The sequence below is a fragment of the Acinetobacter sp. A1 genome (genome assembly GCF_012371315.1).
In the GTDB taxonomy this organism is placed as follows: domain Bacteria; phylum Pseudomonadota; class Gammaproteobacteria; order Pseudomonadales; family Moraxellaceae; genus Acinetobacter.
This window is the reverse complement of sequence record NZ_JAAZQY010000001.1, coordinates 148,063-164,267: the sequence shown is the minus strand read 5'-3', so window position 1 is coordinate 164,267 and position 16,205 is coordinate 148,063. Positions and strand designations below refer to the sequence as shown.

The 16,205-nt window shown below is 37.5% G+C and carries 15 protein-coding genes; 6 read left to right on the top strand and 9 right to left on the bottom strand.

Features of this window, described 5'->3' with window-relative positions; all coding sequences use genetic code 11:
• Positions 1 to 125: 125 nt before the first annotated feature.
• On the bottom strand, positions 126 to 1,373 hold the full coding sequence (locus tag HHA41_RS00785) for an O-antigen ligase family protein (protein WP_168460042.1): 1,248 nt from the start codon (positions 1,371 to 1,373) through the stop codon (positions 126 to 128).
• A 199-nt stretch (positions 1,374 to 1,572) separates the two neighbouring features.
• Here HHA41_RS00785 and aspS point away from each other — a divergent pair, with 199 nt between their 5' ends.
• From aspS to HHA41_RS00770, 3 genes are all read left to right on the top strand, one after another.
• On the top strand, positions 1,573 to 3,357 hold the full coding sequence (aspS, locus tag HHA41_RS00780) for an aspartate--tRNA ligase (protein WP_168460039.1): 1,785 nt from the start codon (positions 1,573 to 1,575) through the stop codon (positions 3,355 to 3,357).
• Between the two features lie 113 nt (positions 3,358 to 3,470).
• The gene (locus HHA41_RS00775) at positions 3,471 to 3,689 is read left to right on the top strand and encodes a hypothetical protein (protein ID WP_034686420.1); all 219 of its coding nucleotides are present in this window, start codon (positions 3,471 to 3,473) and stop codon (positions 3,687 to 3,689) included.
• Between the two features lie 30 nt (positions 3,690 to 3,719).
• A complete protein-coding gene (locus HHA41_RS00770) occupies positions 3,720 to 4,589 on the top strand; it encodes a lysophospholipid acyltransferase family protein (RefSeq protein ID WP_168460038.1) in 870 nt (289 codons plus the stop codon).
• Positions 4,590 to 4,626: 37 nt separating this feature from the next.
• On the opposite strand, the gene HHA41_RS00765 is transcribed toward HHA41_RS00770, so the two are convergent.
• Positions 4,627 to 5,391: a glycosyltransferase family 25 protein gene (locus HHA41_RS00765; protein ID WP_168460036.1), complete on the bottom strand. Its 765-nt coding sequence runs from the start codon at positions 5,389 to 5,391 to the stop codon at positions 4,627 to 4,629.
• Between the two features lie 120 nt (positions 5,392 to 5,511).
• Between HHA41_RS00765 and HHA41_RS00760 the strand changes: the two genes are divergently transcribed.
• Complete coding sequence (locus HHA41_RS00760; RefSeq protein WP_168460035.1) at positions 5,512 to 6,510, top strand: glycosyltransferase family 4 protein; 999 nt, start codon at positions 5,512 to 5,514, stop codon at positions 6,508 to 6,510.
• A 29-nt stretch (positions 6,511 to 6,539) separates the two neighbouring features.
• Here HHA41_RS00760 and HHA41_RS00755 read toward each other — a convergent pair whose 3' ends face one another.
• Genes HHA41_RS00755 through HHA41_RS00745 form a run of 3 tightly spaced genes read right to left on the bottom strand, consistent with a single transcriptional unit; the run spans position 6,540 to position 9,913 of the window.
• Positions 6,540 to 7,517 (bottom strand): glycosyltransferase, encoded by a 978-nt coding sequence (locus HHA41_RS00755; protein WP_168460033.1) that lies wholly within the window; start codon positions 7,515 to 7,517, stop codon positions 6,540 to 6,542.
• Between the two features lie 2 nt (positions 7,518 to 7,519).
• A complete protein-coding gene (locus HHA41_RS00750; RefSeq protein WP_168460032.1) occupies positions 7,520 to 9,085 on the bottom strand; it encodes a glycosyltransferase family 2 protein in 1,566 nt (521 codons plus the stop codon).
• 57 nt (positions 9,086 to 9,142) lie between these two features.
• Positions 9,143 to 9,913 carry a glycosyltransferase gene (locus HHA41_RS00745; RefSeq protein ID WP_171525190.1) on the bottom strand — a complete coding sequence of 257 codons (771 nt, stop codon included), beginning with the start codon at positions 9,911 to 9,913 and terminating at the stop codon, positions 9,143 to 9,145.
• A 191-nt stretch (positions 9,914 to 10,104) separates the two neighbouring features.
• Between HHA41_RS00745 and HHA41_RS00740 the strand changes: the two genes are divergently transcribed.
• Positions 10,105 to 11,274 (top strand): nucleotide sugar dehydrogenase, encoded by a 1,170-nt coding sequence (locus HHA41_RS00740; protein WP_168460031.1) that lies wholly within the window; start codon positions 10,105 to 10,107, stop codon positions 11,272 to 11,274.
• Positions 11,275 to 11,748: 474 nt separating this feature from the next.
• Here the strand turns inward: HHA41_RS00740 and ilvC are convergent, their stop codons facing one another.
• The 4 genes from ilvC to HHA41_RS13170 all read right to left on the bottom strand — a co-directional run bounded on the left by ilvC (position 11,749) and on the right by HHA41_RS13170 (position 15,747).
• Complete coding sequence (ilvC, locus tag HHA41_RS00735; RefSeq protein ID WP_168419090.1) at positions 11,749 to 12,765, bottom strand: ketol-acid reductoisomerase; 1,017 nt, start codon at positions 12,763 to 12,765, stop codon at positions 11,749 to 11,751.
• Between the two features lie 124 nt (positions 12,766 to 12,889).
• Entirely contained in the window at positions 12,890 to 13,381 is a 492-nt protein-coding gene (gene ilvN, locus HHA41_RS00730; protein WP_004974986.1) for an acetolactate synthase small subunit, read from the bottom strand.
• Positions 13,378 to 15,105, bottom strand: coding sequence for an acetolactate synthase 3 large subunit (locus tag HHA41_RS00725; protein WP_019836444.1), 1,728 nt, complete (start codon positions 15,103 to 15,105; stop codon positions 13,378 to 13,380). Before HHA41_RS00725 ends, ilvN begins: the two co-directional genes overlap by 4 nt.
• A gap of 507 nt (positions 15,106 to 15,612) precedes the next feature.
• Complete coding sequence (locus tag HHA41_RS13170) at positions 15,613 to 15,747, bottom strand: hypothetical protein (RefSeq protein ID WP_257222823.1); 135 nt, start codon at positions 15,745 to 15,747, stop codon at positions 15,613 to 15,615.
• Positions 15,748 to 15,832: 85 nt separating this feature from the next.
• Here HHA41_RS13170 and HHA41_RS00720 point away from each other — a divergent pair, with 85 nt between their 5' ends.
• Positions 15,833 to 16,198 (top strand): DUF4124 domain-containing protein, encoded by a 366-nt coding sequence (locus tag HHA41_RS00720; protein WP_168419089.1) that lies wholly within the window; start codon positions 15,833 to 15,835, stop codon positions 16,196 to 16,198.
• Positions 16,199 to 16,205: the final 7 nt, after the last annotated feature.

The following is a 16,205-nucleotide window of genomic DNA, read 5'->3' as shown; positions in this document are numbered from 1 at the left end:
ACCATTAGAGAAATTTGCTCAGCTTGTTGATTATCATAAGACTTTTCAAACTGTCGCACCTCATGTTTGAATTCGCCATTTATCAAAATAGTGGTTCAATTATTTAATCAAACCACTACTAAAATTTATTTTTTCATCATGGCCTCATATCTCAGAACAAACCCAGCCAATATTAAAATAACAAAATAGTGTAGATAAACAGGCAATACAAAGAACAAGTAATATTCAGTCAAACCACATATTAAATAGTAAAGTACATAGACAATTCCAAGTAGAGAGAAGCCTCGCACATTAAAATTATTAAAAAAAGTTAAAAATTTAGTAATAAAGAAATAAAGAATTGCCCCATAAGTGAAAACCAACCCTAAAAGGCCTAAAACCCCATTAGCAGCCAATTCATGAAAAAATATATTATGCATATGTTGAAAACACACAGGCAGTTTACCGCTCTCCTTTAATTCACAATTATGCTTCTCGACCCCATATGAACTGACACCTATTAGTTTATTTTCCTTAAAAATCTCCCATGACTCTTGCCATAAAAACACTCTAACACCACTACTTGTCTGATAATTTTCTTGAATCAATTGTGATTTATCTTCTGCTAATTGTTTAATTCTTTTTTTTATCGGAGATTCGTCCCATACAATATTTGAAATAACAAAAAAAACACTCAACAAGACCATCAAAAGTGATTTTTTTAAATTAAATTTATAAAAATGAAGAAAATATGCTATTAAAACGATTGGCAAACCTAACCATGTCCCCCTAGATCCATGTAAAATAAGAACAAATATAAGTACCAAACTTAAACATAGATATATATAACTAATCCATCCTTTTTTAAGAAAAGCATAAAAGAGTGCAAAAAAAGACAACGATATAAAAGTTATATCAAAAATAATAATTGGATTAAAGAAAAAACTCAGCAAGCCTCTATTAAATTCCAAAATATAACTATTATAAAATACGTAAGCAAATAAGAAAAATATAAATACAAAAACAGGCTCAAAAATATACTGTTCGCTTTTATTGAAAAAAACCACTAAATAAGGGACAAAAGCTAGAGGCACAACCCAGAAATACTGATTTGATATATTTGTATACGTTTCCACCAACTTATTGGGAATCTGATCAAATCTCCCCATCAACCAATAACTTAATGTAATAAAAACAAAACCAGAACAACAAAAAATTATTAAGCTTCTATCAACTTTAAATTTATGATACTTAAGTGAAATCAAACCTAATACAAATATTATGACAGAGTAATAGTAAACATCAGCACCTTTATCGAAGACAGCTTGGATAGATAAAGCTAGCAAAATTAATGGAACAAAATACACCAATTTATTTTTTAAAAAAAACTCCACCTTAACCCCCTAAAAAATAAAGCATATAATTATTCCACATTTTTTTTAAACTTAATCAAAAAAACGTCTATTTATCTTTATTTCTTAAAGCAGGTTCTTGTAGCCACATGCCCAAAGAGGCATAATCCTACCTTTGCTAAAGGCGGTGCGCTGTTTACGTATTCGCTTCCTTAACCCATATAGTTGGATTTTTAACGCTATGATGCGAACTCATTATTGCGGTTCTTTAACCGAAGCTCAAATTGATCAAACTGTTACCCTGTGTGGCTGGGTACATCGTCGTCGTGACCACGGTGGTGTAATCTTCCTAGATATGCGTGACCGTGATGGTCTTGTGCAAGTCGTGATTGACCCAGACACTCCAGAAGCATTTGCAACTGCAGACAAAGCACGTTCAGAATTTGTATTAAAAATTACAGGTCGTGTACGTCGTCGCTATGCAGGCACAGAAAATGCCAATATGGTCAGTGGACAAATTGAAGTTTTAGGCAAGGAAATTGAAGTTCTTGCAGCATCTGAAACGCCTCCGTTCCCATTGAACGATGAAAATACCAACATTTCAGAAGAAATTCGTTTGAAATACCGTTTCTTGGACATCCGTCGTCCAGAAATGTTAGATCGCTTACGTTTCCGTTCTAAAGTGACCAACCTGATTCGTAACTATTTAGACGATCATGGTTTCTTGGATGTTGAAACCCCAATTTTGACACGTGCTACCCCTGAAGGCGCACGTGACTACTTAGTGCCAAGCCGTGTATCTAACGGTAGCTTCTATGCGCTGCCACAATCACCACAATTATTTAAACAATTGTTGATGGTGGGTGGTATTGACCGTTATTACCAAATCGCAAAATGTTTCCGTGATGAAGACTTGCGTGCAGACCGTCAGCCTGAATTCACTCAAATCGACATCGAAACATCGTTCATGAGTGACGATGACATTATGGATTTGATGGAAGGCATGACCGTGAAGATGTTCGATGAACTTCTAGGCGTGAAATTCGACAAATTCCAACGTATGCCGTATTCAGAAGCAATGCGTGATTACGCATCTGACAAACCAGACTTACGTATTCCACTGAAACTGGTAGACGTTGCAGACTTAATGCAAGACGTTGAGTTCAAAGTATTTGCTGGCCCTGCGAAAGACCCTAAAGGTCGTATTGTTGCGCTTCGCGTGCCTGGCGCGGGTTCATTACCACGTAGCGCGATTGATGAGTACACCAAATATGTTGGCATCTACGGTGCAAAAGGTTTGGCTTACATTAAAGTCAATGAACTTGAAAAAGGCATTGAAGGCTTACAATCTCCAATCGTGAAATTTATTGAGCCAATCGTGCTTGATCTATTAAAACGTGTAGGCGCTGAAAATGGCGATATCGTGTTCTTTGGTGCAGATAAAGCCAAAGTGGTAAACGATGCGATGGGTGCACTTCGTGTGAAAATTGGTCACGATTTGAACCTTGCAACTTGCGAATGGGCACCGCTTTGGGTAGTTGACTTCCCAATGTTTGAAGAAACAGATGATGGTAAATGGACTTCTGTGCATCACCCATTCACCTTGCCAAAATCAAGCGTTGAAGATGTGAAGAGTAATCCAGGCGAAGCATTATCTGTTGCCTATGACATGGTCTTGAACGGTACTGAAATTGGTGGTGGCTCACTGCGTATTTATACTTTAGAAATGCAAAAAGCGATTTTTGAAGCTTTAGGCATTGAAGAAGAAGAAGCCGAAGAGAAATTCAGCTTCTTACTCAATGCGTTACGTTATGGTGCACCTCCGCATGGTGGTTTAGCATTTGGTTTAGACCGTTTGGTGATGTTAATGACAGGTGCATCGTCTATTCGTGATGTGATTGCCTTCCCGAAAACCAAGACAGCTGAATGTCCATTGACTCAAGCACCTGCACCAGTTGAAGCCACTCAATTGCGTGATTTGGGTATTCGCTTACGTGAAAAACCGAAAGCAGAACCTCAAGAATAATTTTTGAAACTGCAAGAAAAACCCTGCAAATGCAGGGTTTTTTTATGAATTGAGATAAAGCCAAGCTAGTGGCATAATAGCGCTTCGTTTTGAATTTTTAGTTGAGCGTTACTATGGCTATGCGTCCTGCAGTTCGTAATCGTGGCATTATGCTAATTGTATTTGCTGTCGCTCAATGGTTATTCATGCGTTACATTTTGGCCAATAACCTATTTGCCTTAGACACCAATGACCGTATTTTGTACTTTAGCTTAAGTTCTATTGGCGGTGCATTTGTGATTTTTGTGGGGCTGATTTATATGGTGTTGGCGGGGAATGCGGATAAACAATAATTTCTATATATCACTCTCAGATTTCTATTTATGTATGCTTTGCTGAAGAATTTTTCTCGTCTTCCGTTAAGAATCATTCAATCTATGGCAAAAGCTGTAGGTTCCCTGCTGTATTATTCAAACTCTTCCGCAAGAACCACAACCGAAATCAATTTAAAATCAGCTTATCCTGAACTTACAGATGCGGAAAGACAAAGCCTAACTAAAAAAAGTCTTAAAAGTCAGTGCATGACGTATGCGGAATCTGTAAAAATTTGGGGCTCATCTACAGAATATGCCCTCTCGTTGATTCAAGAAATTCATGGTGCTGATTTATTTTTAAAAGCTTTAGAAAACCCAAATGGCACTTTGGCTGTTGTTCCTCATTTTGGAACTTGGGAATTACTAAATGTTTGGGTAAATCAACACACTGCACCTGTCATTATGTATAAACCTAGCAAAAATAAAGATTTAGATCGGTTTATGCTAGAAGCTCGTCAGCGTTTGAATGCGACTTTAGTACCAACCGACGATACAGGTGTACGCGCGCTGTTTAAACATTTAAAGCAAGGTGGTTTTTCTGCGATTTTACCCGACCATGTACCTAAAGAATCTGGGGGGATTTACTCTCCTTTTTATGGTCAAAATGCTTTATCCTCCACTTTGCTTTCTAAACTAGCCGCAAAAACCCAATGTTCCGTGATCGGGTTAAGTTGTTTAAGACGTGATGATTTATCGGGTTATGATATTTATGTAACCGAATTATCTAGTGATATTTTATCTAAAAATTTACAACTGTCTGTAGATACCTTAAACAAAGAAATGGAGCGCATGATTAATTACGCTCCAGAGCAGTATTTGTGGGGGTATAAGCGGTTTAGGAAGATTGAGGGAGATAGGAATTTATATAATATGCTTTAGTTCAATACTAACTTTTAATTAAAATTTTCCTGTGCCATTATTTAAAATCAACAACTCTTGAAAAGATTAAAGTTCTTACCTGATTGATTAAACGAAATATTTCTCTTTTTATTTTATTTAAAATTTTTAGCTTAACTTTTGGACTTTCAAACTGAACCCGCCCCTCCTCCAAGGAACTCTCAAAAGTTATTTCCTTATTTTTTACTTTATCTTGAATACATAAAGCTGGGCTTAGTTGATAAACTTTAATACAGTTATCATAAATAGGATTATGAAATAACACCCAATCAATAGGCAAAATATTTTTCTTCATTTTTATTTCAGCAAGTAAACAATCAATAGCTTTTAAAGATAAAATATATCCCGCTCCGCCAAAATGAAAGTGCTTTAATTGATATAAACTTCTATTATGTATATTACCTGCAGAATCACCTAAAAAAATTTTAGTAAGAAATGTCTCTAATTTAATAACATCTATATTTTTAGGAATCCAATTACTACTATTTAGAAATAAAGTTGCATTTTCCCCTAAATATACATCATCTTCGAATATTGCTACATATTTCAAACCTAGCTCTTTGGCACGTAACCAAACTGCTATATGACTCATCGCACATGCTAATTCTGCTGGACTAATTTGATCTGCACTGCATTCTGGAAAATATTTTTGTTTTAATTCAAAAGCTTTCTCTGGAGTTATCGCATCAAAAAATTCAAAGTCAATGCTTTGTTTATTAAAAACCTGCTCAATGTGTTGTCTACGCTCAATCGCTGAAGAAAGGCTAATAACAAAATTTTTCAAAACTAACACCAAATAAACTTGCTTATTAGCGACTAATTATATCAAAAATAGACAATTAAAATTGGAAAAAAATAATTTTTCCTTTATGATTTTATAAATTTAAATTAAATTAATCCATTAATGAAAATCCTACACGTTTTATTAACACGTATGCCTGTTCCTCCACCAAAATACGGAGGAACTGAACGCGTCCTATGGGCTTTATATTTAGGACAAAAGCAACTTGGACATGAAGTAAAATTTATGACCAAAAGCTCAAATACTCATCCAGATGCACTGACATTCGATCCTTCAAAAAAATTAGAAGCGCAAGTTGAAGGCTGGGCTGATATCATTCATTTTCATTTTTTATTTGAAGGTGATATTCAAACTCCTTATGTATGTACAACACATAATCAGCAATTAACACCAAAAACATTCCCGCAAAATACTATTTTCTTAGGAAAAAGACACGCTGAGCGTAGTGGTGCCCAAGCCTTTGTCTATAATGGATTATTTTGGGATGATTACGGACAACCTAATCTAGATAAATCCCAAAACTATATCCATTTTTTGGCCAATGCAAAGTATCGTGATAAGAATTTAAAAGATAGTGTTGAAATTGCACGTAAAGCAAATAAAGCATTACATATACTTGGTAGCAATCGATTCAGCTTAAAATGGAAGCGCAATGGTAAATATCAACCCTATTTCTATGCTGGTAAAGACCTTACTTTCCACGGCATGATTGGTGGTGAGAAAAAAAATGCTGTGATTAGAGATTCACAAGCCTTAATATTCCCTGTTTTAATCCATGAAGCTTTTGGTCTAGCAATGATTGAAAGCCTGTATTTAGGCTGCCCTGTTATTGGAAGCCATCATGGTTCTGTACCTGAACTCATCATTCCTGAAGTTGGACTAAGTACTTCCAGCAAAAATGAAATGGTTGAGGCACTCAAAAATATTGACCAATTCAGCCGTAAAGCTTGTCACGAATATGCCCGAGATAAATTTAATCATCTTGTAATGAGTAAAAAATACCTTGAATATTATGAACAAGTTCTGAATGGCTATCCTTTACATAGTGAGCCTCCATATTGTCCGGGTAATTTAGATATTTCTCTTGGCTTAGAAGAATAACTCGACTATTCTTCTAAATATGAAATCAGTTATTGATACCATTCCAAGTTTTGACATTCACTCATTAAATAGGGTTGATGCTGATTCAGTGTGAACCCTTTTATAACCTGCTCATATTTTTTCAAATATCCTTGGGCCATTTTTTCAGCATTAAATTGGTCTACAACATGTTGCTGACAATATAAGGGATCAAATTTTTGAGTATTAATAGCATCAATTAACTCTTCAGCATTATTTGATAAAACGCCACATTCACTTGGTACCAGTTCAGGAATTGCACCATAAGGCGTTGAAAAGACAGGACTACCAAAATACATACTTTCAATAATAGCGAGCCCAAAAGGCTCATGCCAACGAACAGGAAAAATCAATCCTTTCGAACCATTTAACAGTGAAAGCTTCTCTTGACCACCCACCATGCCATGAAACTTAATTTGAGAAGAGAAAGTTAAGCGCAGACCACGTTTAAAATTAAAACGATCACCACCTAAAACATGTAACTGCTGATTAGCCTTTTTTGCAATATGAATCGCCCCTTTAACATTTTTCAAACGCCAAGCAGCTTTACCCAAAAAGTGATAATAACCTCGCTCCTTCGCCCAATCTACCTCACCATAATTTGACCAATCCAATCCATTTAATACATAAGCATCAGAGTTATGTCTCTTTGCATGATCACGTGAAACAAAAATGGTATTTTTATCTAGATACTCATTAAGTTGAGCATTACCATGCTCTGTAACAACATAAGGTATTTTAATATCACAATTTTTAGGCTGGAATTGTAAGTGAGCCACATCAATATAATCAGGAATCTGTTGAGCAATTGTCAGTGCAGGATTCATCTCTATTACTTTAGCAAAATCACAATGTGACCCTTTAGGAACTAAAAAAGTAACCTGATGACCTAGTTTAACTAACTCTTTCGCTAAATCCCAAATCACACGCTCTGTCCCACCATACGCATAAACCGGAATGGGAGACATATTGGCAATTAAAATATTCATTATTATTTCTTCTCTTTATTCATCTGCCATAACATTAAATATTTATCTAATGTATATCCCATTGAAGCCATAGCTAGCAAATAACCATAAGCCCCACCTATAAAGTCACCCCGAATAATATACTCACGAATAAATGAAAATATTGCTCTTAAAATACTAGAAAAAAAACCAACCTTCTTGCCATGTTTATATTTGTCAGATGCCCAATCATGGCTATAACGAATATTTTTAACCAAAAAGTGATGTAAATCATCATTAGTTAAATGTGCTAAATATCCTGCTAGTCGCACACTAGGCACATTTTTTTGATCTAAAGACTCATGTACTTCTAATGATGAGTATTTAAAACTCTCATTTGCATACAAACGAGCAAGCTTATCTGAATACCAAAATCTTTTTTGTACCTCAACACCACAAAATTGATTCACACGAGCAAACGTGAAAACTTTGTCATGTTGTACAGGCTGTTTTAGCACATTAACAATCGACTCTCTCAGTGATTGATCTAAGCGCTCATCTGGATCCAATACAATCACATATTCTTTTGTGGCATAACTTTGTGCTAATTGTCGCTGAAGGCCAAAACCTTGCCAATCTGTATTTACATACCACTTAGCACCATATTGTTCTGCAATCGTGCGAGTATTATCTGTGCTGCCCGAATCTAAAATTATAATTTCATCGACCAAATCATGTACTGTATCTAAACATGCAGCTAAATGCTTAGATTCATTCTTCGCAATCATAACAAGTGACACAGTAGATTTTTTTTCGGTTTGGTCTACTGGCTTTAAAGTATGTGTTAACTTTAAGGAATCCTGAAAAGTCTGTTCTGCCCGATTATGCTTTAAATCGTACAAAATAGCGTATTTATTAAATGTATATTGGGTAAATAATAAGGCATATACAAACCCATATTTACCCATTAAAAAACGACCATCTATAAAATACTGTTTTATGAAGGCCCAAAACGTATGAAAAAACACGCCAAAAATTCCAACCGTTTTTCCTCGCTGATCACGGTCTATCGCCCAGGCCTTGGCATAATCTAAACGTTTCTCTAACCAAAATTTAGGAGTAGGCGCAGTTTGGTGTAATAAGAAACCCGATAATGTTTTTGTGATTGCATCAGTCAGCACGACCGACTCATGCACCAAATTATCATTGTACTGATAACTCTTCGGATATAAGCGCCAATGCGCTTTTACAGGCCAAAATGCATTGTCAATTTGATGTTCAAATATACAATCTAAACGCTTTATACCAAAAACAGTTTGTGCGGGCGGTTGCTGAATCGCAGCTAAAATACTATGTTTTAATTCTTCTGTAACAACTTCATCAGCATCTAAAGCTAAAATCCACTCACCCGTTGCAAAAGATTGGGCTATTTGGCGTTGTTTGCCAAAACCTGGCCAGTTAAGATTTTCATACCACTGACCGCCAGCGTCTTCTACCAACTGTCGTCCATGATCTGTACTTCCTGAATCAAGTACAATCAACTCATCAATCCAACCATGCAGTGCAGGCAAAGACAACTCAAGATTTTTTGCTTCATTTTTTACAATCATGACCACACTTAAACGATGCAATCGGGTGTCATGATTTAACGCAGGATGCTGATTCAATTACTGCCAAGCCTCTTTAATCCAATCCGATGGTAATACATAACGATACCACTTACCCCCACCACCATGAATTGCATCAGGCGGGTTAATTTCACCATGAAAGATAATAATTTTTACACCATCTGGCTTTACAGGTGGCTTAAAATAAGCCATCGGAATTTTTTGCAAACAATGATATTTATAACTTTTGCACCAACTGTCTGGCCAGTAAGTTAACTTTTTCTCTTGATCCACATACCAAGATAAATATGCTTGCTCATTACGGAACTTTTGACGAATTTCATCAAAATGTTCACGAAAATATGGCAATAAACCAGGAAATGCACCTAACTTAAAACGATATACTGAACTGTTACCCGTAATACGCCACGGACGCTTCCAGTCATGAATAATCAAAAAATCACCTGGATGGGTAAAAAAACCATCAATATTATCAACAATCACCACATCTAGGTCTAAAAACAGAGCATTACCTGTTAAACCATATAAATCTGGCTCAAAGGTCGAAAGCTTGTTCCAACCACGTTCAGGTGCACCTTCAGGCAATGCAAGTGGCGGAATCGGGAAACATTCTACATTTGAATCAATACCTTCAGTACGATCCGTCAAACACACCATTTTAAAATCGACTGTGGTATGTCGCTTCACCATATTATAAAGACGATTCACATACTCAGACCCGTATTTTGTGCCCCATTTCATACAGATCACAACATTCTGCTCAGTCAAATTATCTGCCTGAGCCTTTAGGTCATTTTGATTCATGTTCATGCATCCATTATCCACCCGTGCAATTTCAATATCATACCATTAACACGGCATAACTGAGATGCTTGCTTTTCATTTCTGCACAGTTTAACGCAAATCTTTCATAGAAATATAAGCTTCACCAAACCGTCATCGAGCTTGAATAATTTTTCACCACATTAAACACATATAAATAATAAGAAATTTGCTTGAATATGAAAATCGCAATTGCAGGTACAGGTTACGTCGGTTTATCCAATGCCATGATTTTTGCCCAACATCATCAGGTCGTGGCTTATGATCTCTTAGAAGAAAAAGTTAAATTACTTAATCAAAAAATATCTCCTATTCGTGATCCTGAAATTTCTGAGTTTTTAACAAAATCAGAATTAAATTTTCAAGCCACACATTGCAAAGTCGATGCCTATCAGCATGCAGATTTTGTGATTATCGCTACGCCTACTGACTACGACCCAGATACCAATTACTTCAATACGCAAAGTGTTGAAGCAGTCATTCAGGATGTATTGGCTATTAATCCTTTGGCAACCATGGTGATCAAATCCACTGTACCTGTAGGCTTTACCCAGCAGATTAAGAAAAAATATCACACTGGAAATATTATTTTTTCGCCTGAATTCTTACGTGAAGGCAAAGCCCTACATGACAATCTCTACCCATCACGTATTATCGTAGGTGAAAAATCCGAACGTGCAAAACAATTTGCCAATATGCTTATAGAAGGCGCCATCAAAAAGGACTGTCCTGTACTTTTTACAGACTCCACTGAAGCCGAAGCCATTAAGTTATTTGCCAACACATTTCTAGCCATGCGTGTTGCCTACTTCAATGAATTAGACACTTATGCCCAAATTTATAATCTAGACACGCGACAAATTATTGATGGTGTATGTTTAGACTCACGTATTGGTCAGTTTTACAACAATCCATCCTTTGGTTATGGCGGATACTGCCTCCCTAAAGACACCAAACAACTACTCGCAAACTATGCGCAAGTTCCGAGCAACTTGATTAAAGCCGTAGTAGATGCCAACCAAACCCGTCAAGAATTTATTGCAGAATCCATTCGTAAGCGTGAACCTAAAGTAGTTGGAATTTATAGACTTACCATGAAAAGCGGTTCAGATAATTTTCGCGCCTCGGCAATACAAGGCGTAATGCAATATCTCAAAGCCTACGGGATTAAAGTGATTATTTATGAACCGGGGCTACAGCAGAAAAAATTTCTCAACTCTAAAATCATTCATGATTTAGCCGAATTTAAACAACGTGCCGATTTAATTGTCTGCAACCGTAAATGTTCATTGCTGCAAGATGTACAAAATAAGGTTTATACGCGTGATGTATTTGGAATGGATGATTAAAACACGCATACAACTCATCCATCAGCACACCAATTTTCAATATAAGGTACGCTCCAGCTATTATTTCTCCCATAAAAAGCCCTTATATAAAATAAGGGCTTTTCAAGATAAAGATTAAACTAAAACTTAGTTTTTTCTCTTTGTCTACAATCTTGTTTGCTTGAATCCAATGTATAAGCGAATTCAAGGCACTGCTTTGAATGAAGTGCAAGGAGTGAAAGCACTGCTTTACTTTTCTTAAGGCACGTAACAACAAATATAAAAAAACCACTCAAATTGAGTGGGCTTTCACATTTAAATCAACTGATTCGAGAAATTAGTTTTTCTCTTTGTCTACGATTTTGTTTGCTTGAATCCAAGGTACGAAAGAATAGCAAAGCACTGCTTTACTTTTCTCAAGGCACGTAACTACAAATATAAAAAACCCACTCAAATTGAGTGGGCTTTCACATTCAAATCAACTGATTCGAGAAATTAGTTTTTCTCTTTGTCTACGATTTTGTTTGCTTGAATCCAAGGCATCATTGCACGTAACTTGTTACCAGTTACTTCAATACCATGTGCAGCGTTTTGACGACGACGTGCAGTCATAGATGGGTAGTTTAACGCACCTTCTTGGATGAACATCTTCGCATATTCACCAGATTGAATACGTTTAAGTGCATTACGCATTGCTTCACGAGACTGTTCGTTAATTACTTCAGTACCTGTTACATATTCACCGTATTCAGCATTGTTAGATACTGAATAGTTCATGTCAGCGATACCGCCTTCGAACATCAAGTCAACGATCAATTTAAGTTCGTGTAAGCACTCGAAGTAAGCCATTTCTGGTGCATAACCAGCTTCAACCAAAGTTTCGAAGCCCATTTTAACCAATTCAACAGCACCACCACAAAGAACTGCTTGCTCACCAAATAAGTCAGTTTCAGTTTCTTCACGGAAAGAAGTTTCGATGATACCAGTACGACCACCACCCACGCCTGAAGCGTAAGAAAGTGCAACATTACGCGCGTTACCAGAAGCATCTTGGTGAATCGCGATCAGGTCTGGAACACCTGAACCACGTTGGTATTCTGAACGTACTGTGTGACCAGGTGCTTTAGGTGCAACCATGATTACGTCTAAGTCAGCACGTGGAACAACTTGGTTGTAAAGAACCGAGAAACCGTGTGCAAATGCAAGTGTCGCGCCTTGTTTGATGTTTGGCTCGATTACGTCGCGATAAAGTTGTGATTGAAACTCATCTGGAGTCAAGATCATAACAACGTCAGCTTGAGCTACAGCAGCAGGAACTTCAGCAACTTTAAGACCCGAATTCTCAGCTTTTTTCCAAGAAGTAGAACCAGCACGTAAACCTACAGTTACGTCTACACCAGAATCTTTAAGGTTAAGCGCGTGTGCGTGACCTTGTGAACCGTAACCAATGATTGCTACTTTCTTAGACTGGATGATAGATAAGTCGCAGTCTTTATCGTAAAAAATTTGCATTGCTGTCTCCGCTAAAATGCTTTGGATTCCTATCTTGCTCAAATGCAGGTCTATTCAGCATTTGAGCAAGCTCTCCATCCTTTGAGATGGAATGAATTCGATGAATAAAATTAACTAAATTCAGTTAAATGGTTAAAACTTTTTCGCCACGTGCAATACCAGACACACCTGAACGCACAACTTCTAAGATCGTATTTTCTGCAATCGCATCAATAAAACCGTCAAGTTTTTCAGTTGTACCCGCAAGCTGTACAGTATAAGTGGTCGGTGTTACATCTACAATTTGTCCACGGAAGATGTCTGCTGTGCGTTTAATTTCAGCACGTGCAGCGCCCGATGCTTTTACTTTAATCAGCATTAATTCACGCTCAATATGTGGACCTTCTGACAAGTCGACCACTTTTACCACTTCAACCAATTTGTTTAATTGCTTGGTGATCTGCTCAATTTTATGATCATCACCATACGTGGTCAGTGTTAAACGTGAAAGCGTTGGGTCTTCGGTTGGTGCAACGTTTAAAGTCTCAATGTTATAACCACGCTGAGAAAATAAACCGACTAAACGAGAAAGCGCACCTGATTCGTTTTCAACGAGAACGGAAATAATGTGTCTCATTCTGTACGCTCCCCTTTACCTAACCACATATCTTTCATAGATTGACCCGCAATTTGCATCGGATAAACGTGCTCTGTACGGTCAACCATTACGTTAATGAATACACATTTATCATTAATCGCCATTGCTTCTGTAAGCTTAGACTCAAGCTCATCGGCATGGTTAATCTGAATACCCACATGACCATAAGCTTCCATCAATTTAGGGAAGTCTGGCAATGAGTCAACATAAGAACTAGAGTGACGACCTTCATAGTTCATGTCTTGCCATTGTTTAACCATACCTAAAGCTTGGTTATTTAAGCACAAGATTTTTACGTTCAAGCCATATTGCTTACAAGTTGAAAGCTCTTGGATACACATCTGAATTGATGCTTCACCTGTAATACAAACAACTTGTTGATCTGGATAAGCTAGTTTAGCCGCCATTGCATATGGCAAACCTACGCCCATCGTACCCAAACCACCAGAGTTCAACCATTGACGTGGACGCTTGTACTTGTAGTAGTTCGCGCCAAACATTTGGTGCTGACCTACGTCAGAAGTAATGATCGCATCACCATTGGTCACTTTATCCAATGCTTCAACTACTTGTTGTGGCTTCATGCTGCCATCAGTTGGCTTGTCATATTTCAGACCATGAACTTTGCGCCATTCATTGATCTGATTCCACCACGCAGCAATTGCTTCTGGGTTTGGCTTAGAAACATTTAACTGTTTCAACTGCACTAGCATTTCCTGAAGTACAGGTTCAACTGCACCCACAATTGGAATATGTGCCATGATGGTTTTTGAAATCGTCGCAGGGTCGATATCAATATGAATTACTTTGGCATTTGGACAGAATTTCGCAGGGTTATTAGTTACACGGTCATCAAAACGCGCACCAATACACAAAATCACATCGGCATTGTGCATGGTCATATTGGCTTCATACGTACCATGCATCCCCAACATACCAATAAATTGTGGATCATTGCCCGGGAACGCGCCCAAGCCCATCAATGTATTGGTTACAGGGAAACCTAAAATGTGTGCAAGTTCAGTCAATTGCTCCGATGCATTACCTTGAACCACACCACCGCCTGAATAAATCACAGGGCGTTTTGCATTCAACAATTCATCAATTGCTTTACGAATTTGACCTGAGTGACCACGATGCGGTGGCTGATAAGAACGCATCTTCACTTTTTCAGGATATTCGTAAGCAAATTTTTCCGCTGGGTTGGTTGCATCCTTTGGAATATCAACCACAACAGGACCTGGACGGCCTGAAGATGCAATATAGAAAGCCTTCTTAATCACTGAAGGAATTTCACTTGCATGACGCACTTGGAAACTGTGTTTTACAATCGGACGTGAAATACCCACCATATCGGTTTCTTGGAAGGCATCTTCACCAATTAAGTGTGTTGCAACCTGACCAGACAAAATCACCATTGGGATTGAGTCCATATACGCAGTTGCAATTGGAGTTACTGTGTTGGTTGCACCAGGACCTGAAGTCACTAGCACCACACCAGTTTTACCTGTTACGCGCGAGTAGGCATCTGCCATATGACCAGCAGCTTGCTCATGACGCACGAGGTAATGATTAATTTTGTCTTGTTGAAAGAACGCATCGTAAATATGAAGTACTGCGCCGCCTGGGTATCCAAAAACATGCTCAACGCCTTCGTCCGCCAATGCGCGAACGAGCATTTCACCACCAGATAAAAGTTCCAACGTGATTCACCCTAGTCTTATCACTGCAAAATGGGAGACACCTGCAGTGTTTTGTTCATTAATTCCTGCACTGTTATAGCACACATATTTCATAGTTTTCATAGCAATAGGAAAAATTTCCGATCTGATTACCGTATAAGCAATATGAGATCTAAAACGTGTTGGGGTAAACACATTTTATAAGCTTTGTTCAGCTTCTCGGCTAGAGAAGTTGCCCATTGCATGACATGACACTTATTCGAAGGGTGATCGATCTAAGGCACATAAAACTAAAGTGTGCATTTTTGTAGTTTCATCGACTAAAGTCAAGTTTAAAAATCGGGTTTTTCTGCTTTATTCATAAACAGTGCATTTTTTAAGCTTTGTGCTGTACTTCACAATTTTCACTCAAATCCAACATTCCCATATAAAACATATAATTTCAGACACTTGCCTTATTTTCTATAAATTTTTCATATCAAAACCATAAAAATAAAGAATAAGTCAAAAAAAATAGACATTGTTTATTTATGAATTGGCTTTAAATTTGACGTCATTTTTAATGAACACAGCACCCTGAGCATCGTCTATTTTTAAAGCCGTTTCGCTCTTCATCAAATAGCGCAGGTTATCGTGTAAAAAAGCCCCTAAAAGTGCTGTCATCCTGACACATCCTTGCTAAAATTTAGACAATTTCATCTTTAGTTTTTTCAGGTCTGCTTTTGCACCTTTACTCAGGACATTTACAATGAAAAACCACGTTCGTCGCTTGAGTTATCTTTCTGCAAGCTTGATGTTAATTTTAGGCACCAGTGCGGTATCTGCAAAACAATACTATAAATGGGTCGATGCAAAAGGTTCGACGCATTACACCACCACACCTCCACCTAAAACTGCAAAAAAACAAGGAAAGGTCGATACCTATGGCTGGAGAAATTCTGCGCCGAACATTCCAAATCAAACTACCAATGCCACGACAGCACCCGCAAATAGCACAACGCCTGCAAATGCTAACAATACGGCTCCCACTCCCGTAATGGATCAGCAGCAACGTGAAGCCAATGATGCTTTGAATAAAGCACAACAAGAACGTGCCAATCCAGCCGTTTTCTAATTTTTAG

Coding starts and splice junctions, on each gene's coding strand:
- HHA41_RS00775 (WP_034686420.1), top strand. CDS start 3,471: ATGGCTATGCGTCCTGCAGTTCGTAATCGTGGCATTATGCTAATTGTA.
- aspS (WP_168460039.1), top strand. CDS start 1,573: ATGATGCGAACTCATTATTGCGGTTCTTTAACCGAAGCTCAAATTGAT.
- HHA41_RS00755 (WP_168460033.1), bottom strand. CDS start 7,517: ATGAATATTTTAATTGCCAATATGTCTCCCATTCCGGTTTATGCGTAT.
- ilvC (WP_168419090.1), bottom strand. CDS start 12,765: ATGCAAATTTTTTACGATAAAGACTGCGACTTATCTATCATCCAGTCT.
- HHA41_RS13170 (WP_257222823.1), bottom strand. CDS start 15,747: ATGACAGCACTTTTAGGGGCTTTTTTACACGATAACCTGCGCTATTTG.
- HHA41_RS00740 (WP_168460031.1), top strand. CDS start 10,105: ATGAAAATCGCAATTGCAGGTACAGGTTACGTCGGTTTATCCAATGCC.
- ilvN (WP_004974986.1), bottom strand. CDS start 13,381: ATGAGACACATTATTTCCGTTCTCGTTGAAAACGAATCAGGTGCGCTT.
- HHA41_RS00770 (WP_168460038.1), top strand. CDS start 3,720: ATGTATGCTTTGCTGAAGAATTTTTCTCGTCTTCCGTTAAGAATCATT.
- HHA41_RS00750 (WP_168460032.1), bottom strand. CDS start 9,085: ATGATTGTAAAAAATGAAGCAAAAAATCTTGAGTTGTCTTTGCCTGCA.
- HHA41_RS00760 (WP_168460035.1), top strand. CDS start 5,512: ATGAAAATCCTACACGTTTTATTAACACGTATGCCTGTTCCTCCACCA.
- HHA41_RS00720 (WP_168419089.1), top strand. CDS start 15,833: ATGAAAAACCACGTTCGTCGCTTGAGTTATCTTTCTGCAAGCTTGATG.
- HHA41_RS00745 (WP_171525190.1), bottom strand. CDS start 9,913: ATGAACATGAATCAAAATGACCTAAAGGCTCAGGCAGATAATTTGACT.